Raw genomic sequence first — 1,882 nt, 5'->3', positions numbered from 1 at the left:
AGCACGAGAATTAGGCTGACCTGGAGCCGGTCGGCCACGAGCGGGCTGATGTCCGTGCGGGTTACGTAGGAGGTGCCGAAGTCGCCGACGAGCATGCCGCCGGCCCAGTCGAGGTACTGCACGATCATGGGGCGATCGGTGCCGTATTCGGCGCGCATCTGCTCCAGCAGCTCGGGGGTTGCGTTGACCCCGAGGGCGACCTGCGCGGGGTCGCCGGGGATCGCCCGCATGAAGAGGAAGACGACGACGGTCGCGACCACGTAGGTCACGGCGAATCGCGCCAGGTTCGAGAGGATCCGGAGGGCCATGCGGGGAAGTCCTTGGGGGTGAGGTGAGGCGGGAACACGCGGGCCCGGCCCCGGGGCGGCCAGGCGGCCGCCCCGGGACAGGGCCTTGGGGGTCTTACTTCCAGGCGAGGTTCGTCAGGTCGAGCGCCTCGATGATGGCGTTCTCGGGCACGCCCGTGAGCTCGGCCTTGGCGACCACGATGTTCGGGAACAGGAAGAGCACTCCGGAGGCGGCGTCGTCGACGATCTGCTTCGCGATCTCCTTCATCCCGGAGAGGTACCCGGCCTCGTCGGCCTGGTCCGCGGCCTCGGCGATCGGGGCGATCGTCGAGTTGTCGTAGCCGATGTAGTAGTCCGGGTTGTTGAACACGGTGAGGATGTCGCGCGCCTCGACGGCGAGCACGGTCGTCATCTGGTAGTCGTGCTTCGTGAAGACCTCGTCGATCCAGACCGCGGGGAACTCGGCGGATTTGATCGTGGCCGTGATGCCGACGTCCTTCAGCTGCGAGACCACGATCTCGGAGACCGCGTCCGCGTAGGGGCGGGTGGGCACCGTGAACTCGATGCTCAGGTTCTCCTGGCCCGCCTCCTTGAGGAGCGCCTTGGCCTTCGCGGGGTCGTGGGCATAGACGTCGGTGAGGTCCTCGTAGTACGGGTCGGTCGGGGTCGCGTAGGTGGCGACCACGGAGCCGAAGCCGTTCCAGGCGGTGTCGATGATGGCCTGCTCGTCGATCGCGTACAGCACGGCCTGGCGAACCCGGACGTCATCGAAGGGCGCGGCCTTGTTGTTCAGCGACAGCGACACCTCGCCGCTCGAGGTGCCCTCCAGGACCTGGAAGGCGTCGTCGCTCGCGAAGGAGTCGACGAGCTCGGGGACCTGCATGTTGTAGACGACGTCCACGTCGCCGGTCTTCAGCGCGTTCGTGGTGGCCACGGCGTCCGCGAAGTACTTCAGCGTGACCCCGCTGACGGCCGGGGCCTCGCCCCAGTAGTCGTCGCGGGTGCTGAGCACGATCGAGTCGCCGCGCTTCCACTCGTCGAGGACGTAGGGGCCGGTGCCGATGGGGTCGTTGGCGAGGTCGGCGACGCCGGACTCGTCAAACATCGCGCCGACGGGGGTGCCGAGGTTGAACAGCCACGCGTTCGAGGGCTGGCTCAGGGCGACGGTGACCTCGGTGTCGGACACCACGGTCACGGACTCCACGACGTCCATCTTCGCCTTGAGCGAGGAGGTCCAGGCATCGGATGAGACGCGCTCCAGGCTGAACTTCACGTCGTCGGCGGTAAAGGGCTCGCCGTTGGAGAAGGTGACGCCCTCCTGCAGGGTAAAGGTGTAGGTCTTGCGATCCTCGCTGACCGTCCACGACTCGGCAAGCAGGGGCTGGATCTCGCCCTGCTGGTCGATCTCCACGAGGCCCTCGTAGATGTTGCTCATGACGGCCTGGGGGATCGCGGAGCCCGCGGTGGTGGTGAAGTCGAGGTTGGTGGGCTCGCCGGTGAGGGCGACCGTGACGGGGTCGTTGCCGCCGTCTCCGCCGGATCCGGACGAGCCCGTGGGGTCAGCGGAGCCTGCGGAGCACGCGGTCAGGGTGAGA

The 1,882-nt window shown here is 67.6% G+C and carries 1 protein-coding gene and 1 pseudogene; both read right to left on the bottom strand.

Features of this window, described 5'->3' with window-relative positions:
* Window positions 1–308: pseudogene (locus tag OOT08_RS02415) on the bottom strand (ABC transporter permease); the annotation flags it as partial.
* A gap of 94 nt (window positions 309–402) precedes the next feature.
* Window positions 403–1,882: ABC transporter substrate-binding protein (locus tag OOT08_RS02410; protein WP_325090956.1), on the bottom strand; the 1,480-nt coding region annotated here is incomplete at its 5' end.

Origin of the sequence: Leucobacter sp. M11 (assembly GCF_035726885.1) — a bacterium.
In the GTDB taxonomy this organism is placed as follows: domain Bacteria; phylum Actinomycetota; class Actinomycetes; order Actinomycetales; family Microbacteriaceae; genus JAPFRB01.
Note: the sequence above shows the minus strand (reverse complement) of the source record. Positions and strands in the feature narration are given on the sequence as shown.